This window comes from Aquidulcibacter sp., assembly GCF_020253525.1.
In the GTDB taxonomy this organism is placed as follows: domain Bacteria; phylum Pseudomonadota; class Alphaproteobacteria; order Caulobacterales; family Aquidulcibacteraceae; genus Aquidulcibacter.
In genome coordinates this window covers 1-4,731 of sequence record NZ_JADCBK010000133.1, presented here as the reverse complement: position 1 = coordinate 4,731, position 4,731 = coordinate 1, and the positions used below count along the sequence as shown (strand labels likewise).

Sequence of the window (4,731 nt, the reverse complement as noted above, 5' to 3'; positions counted from 1 at the left end):
GGCATTGGAGGCGAGATTGTACAAACACTGACGTAAACGCGTCGGATCCCCGAAGGCGTGGTTGATCGGTGCCGCCTGCAGCGCCAACACATTGCCATTGGTCTCAAGTATGGGCCGAATAGTGTCGGCCACTTCCTGCAAAATCGCGGCAGGCGAATAGGCGATTGCCTCTGTCTCCATAGACCCAGCTTCGATTTTGGATAAATCCAAGATTTGGTTGATCACGCCCAACAAATGCTTACCTGCCCCCTTAATGCGGGCTGCATCTTCACGGCTTTGCACTTGGTTCGCACCCTGAAGGTCTTCTTCAAGAATCTCTGCATAGCCAATCACAGCATTCAGCGGGGTGCGTAATTCATGGCTCATAATGGCCAAGAAAGACGATTTTGCCTTATTGGCTGCCACCGCGCTGGCGCGCTCGGCTTCTGCCTCTAGGCGCCCAGCAGCATCGATCCGCAAACGCTCAAAGGCGCGGGCGAGGGCACCTACCTCATCGCCGCGCTCTTGCAGAGGTGTTTCTTCGCTGAGGTCGCCCGAGACAAAGCGCTCTGCCACTTGGGTCAAAAGCTTCAGCGGCTTTGTGACCCGGAAGCGCAAAAAGGCGAACACAAAGATCAGCGCGACCGCAAACAGAATGGAGGTTGCCAGCAAGGATTGGTTGCGGGCAGTTTCAAGTCGAACAATCCGCTCTTCCAACAGTCGCGACAATTCGGTTGCGACAATCAGGCTGACATCGTGAAACTGCTTGCGGGCTTGCCATTCAAGGGCAGCGGCCACCTTCGGTTCGAAAGTTTCGCTGCCACCTGATAGACGGCGCGTATAGGTGTCTAGCCGGTCAAGGGCCCGAATACCTTCGGCAAATTCGCTCTGGAAAATCCCCAGTCGTTCTGCCGTTCGAGAATGACGCAATGCTGAAGCCGCAGAATCTTCAAGCTGACTGATTGCCACACGATAGCCACCGCTCAAGCGCAGCAATTCATTGCCGTCGGTCGTGACATTGGATTTATCCTCGCTGCTGAAATAGCCCATTGCAGCAGCTTTGGCGTCCAGGATCGATTGTGTTTCTGGGAAGCGGACGATCAAAAGGTCCATCAAATAATAGGAATCAAGTTCGGGATCGAGGATCAGGTTAGACGCATCGCCGACTTGCCCAGTAAGGGTACGTAGCTTTGAGCGAATGGCGTTGACAGGGCCAATCTCGGCCCGCCCGTTGGCGGCAATTTCAAGTAAATCCTCGGATACTTGTTCAATCGTAGCCTCTGTCGAGAACGCATTGCCATAACGGGTTTGCGCCCGCTTTAAGTCTGACACAGAAGTAAAGAGCTGCGAGGTGAGTGCGCCGCTGGTTTCTGACTGAAACATCGCTTGGCTCAAGCTAATGCCGGCCTCATTGATGGCCTTGGCCATTTCAACGCCGCGAAGTTCCTTCTGTGCGAAATCAATCGCCTTCTGCTGTTCTTGCAAAAACAGCACAAGCAGCAGCGCGATTGGCGCCAAAAAGGCTGCCACCGCAACCGTCAGGCTGGCCGTCAGTTTGAAAGCACGAGGGGTTACGGCACGCAAGTTCATTACGTATCGTATAAAACCCTGAGGTTATCATTGCGCTAAAATGGACACATCAATTGCGTGCAAGCGGGCGGCTTTTGGGCCGCCCGTGCCGATTTTTCAGGGCTTTTGAGGGGATACGGGCGATTAGGCTGCCATGCGCGCGCGAACTTCGCGGCGTAATGTGTCGATAGGGACTAAGCCTGAATCGGTACGCAAGTGCCAATAGGTCCAGCCATTGCACGCAGGGGCATGCTGAACTTGGGCACCAACCCGGTGGATAGAGCCAACCATTTCACCGGCCATGATTGAACCGTCAGCGCGGACTCGCGCCGCAACATCTCCACGTGGCGAGTAGATGGCGTCACCCGCACGCAATAAACCTTGCTCGACAATGGTACCAAAGGGGACGCGCACTTCGTCTTTCTTGGACTTCATCACGGCGAGGTCATCAAGCTGCCCTGGTTCGACGCGAGAAATACGTTGCTCAGCAGCTAAGGCATAGCCCGCATCGCGCTCCAAGCCGATCCAGCGGCGGCCTAAAGCTTTGGCTACGGCACCAGTCGTGCCCGAACCAAAGAAGGGATCCAAGATCAAGTCGCCGGGCTTACTTGCAGCCATCATGATGCGATGGAGCAGGGCCTCTGGCTTTTGGGTTGGATGAACTTTTTTGCCAGACATATCCTTCAAGCGCTCATGGCCTGAACAAATGGGGATGGACCAGTCTGAACGCATTTGCACGTCATCATTGAGGACTTTCAACGCGTCATAATTGAAGGTGTAGCGCTTTTGATTGGCCGATTTGGTTGCCCAAATCATGGTCTCATGGGCGTTTTGGAAGCGGGTTCCTTTGAAGTTCGGCATTGGGTTTGTCTTGCGCCAGATGACGTCGTTCAAGATCCAGAAGCCCTGATCTTGCAAGGTCGCGCCAACGCGGAAAATATTGTGATAGGAGCCAATCACCCAGATTGTGCCAGTGTCCGACAAGCAGCGCCGCGCGGCGGCCAGCCAGGCTTTGGTGAAGGCGTCATAGGCGGCGAAGTCTGCGAATTTATCCCACTCGTCATCGACGCCAGCTACTTTGGAATTGTCAGGACGGGTCAGGTCGCCACCCAATTGCAGATTATAGGGCGGGTCGGCAAAAATCATATCAACAGAGCCTTCAGGCAGGCTGTTCATGAGCTCAATGCAATCGCCAATCAAAATGCGGTTTTCGTAATCTGCTGACATGTTGTGCCCCTTGTGTGTGCGGGGCCAATTGAATCTATTAGGGTTAAAAAAGGATTCACAAAGTGAGTCAGTGATTCTTTTTTTGCGCAATACTGCAGTAAAATTTTTTTCCAAATTGGCCGCCCTCTGATGGGGGATGTCAGAGGGCGGCGCTGGGGGATCGCCTCAGGGCATGGGCGACCCTTCAAGACGGGCCAAAAACTTGGCTCCATCCGAAATTAGCGACATTTGCCAAAGCGGTCTGGTGAAGCGCCGGGGCCACCGCGAGTACCCGGTGGATTTTCCCAATTTGTGCCGCGGCCGCCGACTGGGCCGGGGGGATTATTGTCATTATCGAACCAGCATTTGGCCTTTTGGTTCCAGAACCCAAAACTTGGGTGCCAATAGCCAATGCGGGCGTTGTAATAATAGCCATTGTGCGAGGGCACGAAGACATAGCGCGTGCCTTTGTGGTGATAAATGCGGTCGGGTGAGGCACCAGGACCACCGCGCGGCCCGGGGGGATTTTCCCAATTGGTACCGTGACCACCAGCTCGACCTGGGGGATTGTTATCACGGTCTTTGGCAAAAGCAGGCGCACTGGCACCTGTCACAAGAACAAGGGCGGCCGCGGCGGCAAACAAGCTTGGAATAGGTTTCATGTTTCTTCTCCATAGGTTGGGTCCCGTCGAGAAGAGAAACGCAGCGGGGACTTCTATTCCGTCTCAAGCGGTCGCCACATTGCAGAAGTTTAATTTTGGAGCGCCGCGAGCACCTTGGCTACTGGCTTATAGCTGAGCCGGTGGATTGGACAGGGACCTAAGCGGATGAGGGCTTCTTGATGGGCTTTGGTGCCATAGCCCTTGTGCTGGGCAAAGCCATAACCGGGATAAAGACGGTCAGCCTCAACCATGATGCGGTCGCGTGCGACTTTGGCCAGAATGGAGGCGGCTGCAATCGACAGCGAGAGATGATCGCCGCCAATCACGCAAAAAGCGGGACAGCCAAGTTTTGGTGGGCGATTGCCATCTACGAGGGCGAGGCTGGGTGGGGGCGAAAGGTTTTCAACCGCCAGTGCCATCGCCTTCAAAGTGGCTTTCAGAATATTTGTGGAATCAATTTCTTGTGCCGTTATCATCACAATCGAGCTCGCCAAAGCCTGCTCTTGGATCACCCCGAAAAGCGCGTCGCGTTGGGCATGGGTCAGGCGCTTAGAATCATCGATGCCCGTGGGTAGATTTTTGGGGTTCAAGATCACGGCAGCCGCAGCCACCGGCCCGGCCCATGGTCCGCGTCCGGCTTCGTCAATGCCACATACAGTCTCAAGCGGCACACGCAGCTGTCTGGCATAGTCTGTTTCAAGGGTCAGATTGGGCATCGCTGCAACACTATGGCGGATTCGCGCAGGAATTCGCATCTCTCCCACATTGGCCCCCTTTCTTATCTCGGGCGGATTGCTATGGTCGGCCTATCAGATAGGAAGCACTCATGAGCAGCAAGATCGAGCCAAGCCAGTTTGACGCCTATTCCAAGGCCGAAACCGACGAACCGTTTTTCACGCTTTTGGCCCGTGATCCCATCGCGCCATCCTTGGTTGAGGCTTGGGCCTATTTGCGCTCGGGCCAAATCGGCGCGGCAGAGATTGCGTTTAAGCAAGCTGTTGATGCTGCAACCCATATTGATCCGCAAATGCCAGGCGAAGCCCAGATTCGCTCTGCGTTTGAAGTTGCCGATGAGTGCCGTCAGTGGGCGCGCTCAAAAATGGTGTCAGGACGCCGGTAAACCATGACTTCTGCCCCCGATGCGGCAGCTGTGCCGCAAGGTGGGCTGCCGAAAAAGCTCCTTTTCTTAGCCGGTCCGGTTGCAGGATCGAACGTGCTCGTCATGTTGATGGGCTTGGTCGATTCCATTTTGGTGGGTCGTCACTCGGCCACCGAGCTTGCAGAACTTGCCTTGGCTTGGAGCCTGAATGGCACG

General features: G+C 55.0%; 5 protein-coding genes and 1 pseudogene. 2 read left to right on the top strand and 4 right to left on the bottom strand.

Features of this window, described 5'->3' with window-relative positions; translation table 11 throughout:
- The 4 genes from IOB61_RS14275 to IOB61_RS14260 all read right to left on the bottom strand — a co-directional run.
- Nucleotides 1-1,569 (bottom strand): histidine kinase dimerization/phospho-acceptor domain-containing protein (locus IOB61_RS14275; RefSeq protein ID WP_290818078.1); only part of this gene is annotated, 1,569 nt, incomplete at its 3' end.
- Between the two features lie 123 nt (nt 1,570-1,692).
- On the bottom strand, nt 1,693-2,775 hold the full coding sequence (locus tag IOB61_RS14270; RefSeq protein ID WP_085340474.1) for a site-specific DNA-methyltransferase: 1,083 nt from the start codon (nt 2,773-2,775) through the stop codon (nt 1,693-1,695).
- A 218-nt stretch (nt 2,776-2,993) separates the two neighbouring features.
- Complete coding sequence (locus IOB61_RS14265; protein WP_290818074.1) at nt 2,994-3,416, bottom strand: hypothetical protein; 423 nt, start codon at nt 3,414-3,416, stop codon at nt 2,994-2,996.
- Nucleotides 3,417-3,505: 89 nt separating this feature from the next.
- A complete protein-coding gene (locus IOB61_RS14260) occupies nt 3,506-4,132 on the bottom strand; it encodes a ribonuclease HII (protein ID WP_290818082.1) in 627 nt (208 codons plus the stop codon).
- A 110-nt stretch (nt 4,133-4,242) separates the two neighbouring features.
- Here IOB61_RS14260 and IOB61_RS14255 point away from each other — a divergent pair, with 110 nt between their 5' ends.
- A complete protein-coding gene (locus tag IOB61_RS14255; protein ID WP_085340478.1) occupies nt 4,243-4,536 on the top strand; it encodes a hypothetical protein in 294 nt (97 codons plus the stop codon).
- Nucleotides 4,537-4,539: 3 nt separating this feature from the next.
- Nucleotides 4,540-4,731, top strand: a pseudogene (locus IOB61_RS14250) (hypothetical protein); the annotation flags it as partial.

Excerpts from the sequence above, each read along its gene's own strand:
- IOB61_RS14270 (WP_085340474.1), bottom strand. The coding sequence starts at position 2,775 with ATGTCAGCAGATTACGAAAACCGCATTTTGATTGGCGATTGCATTGAG.
- IOB61_RS14260 (WP_290818082.1), bottom strand. The coding sequence starts at position 4,132 with ATGCCCAATCTGACCCTTGAAACAGACTATGCCAGACAGCTGCGTGTG.
- IOB61_RS14265 (WP_290818074.1), bottom strand. The coding sequence starts at position 3,416 with ATGAAACCTATTCCAAGCTTGTTTGCCGCCGCGGCCGCCCTTGTTCTT.
- IOB61_RS14255 (WP_085340478.1), top strand. The coding sequence starts at position 4,243 with ATGAGCAGCAAGATCGAGCCAAGCCAGTTTGACGCCTATTCCAAGGCC.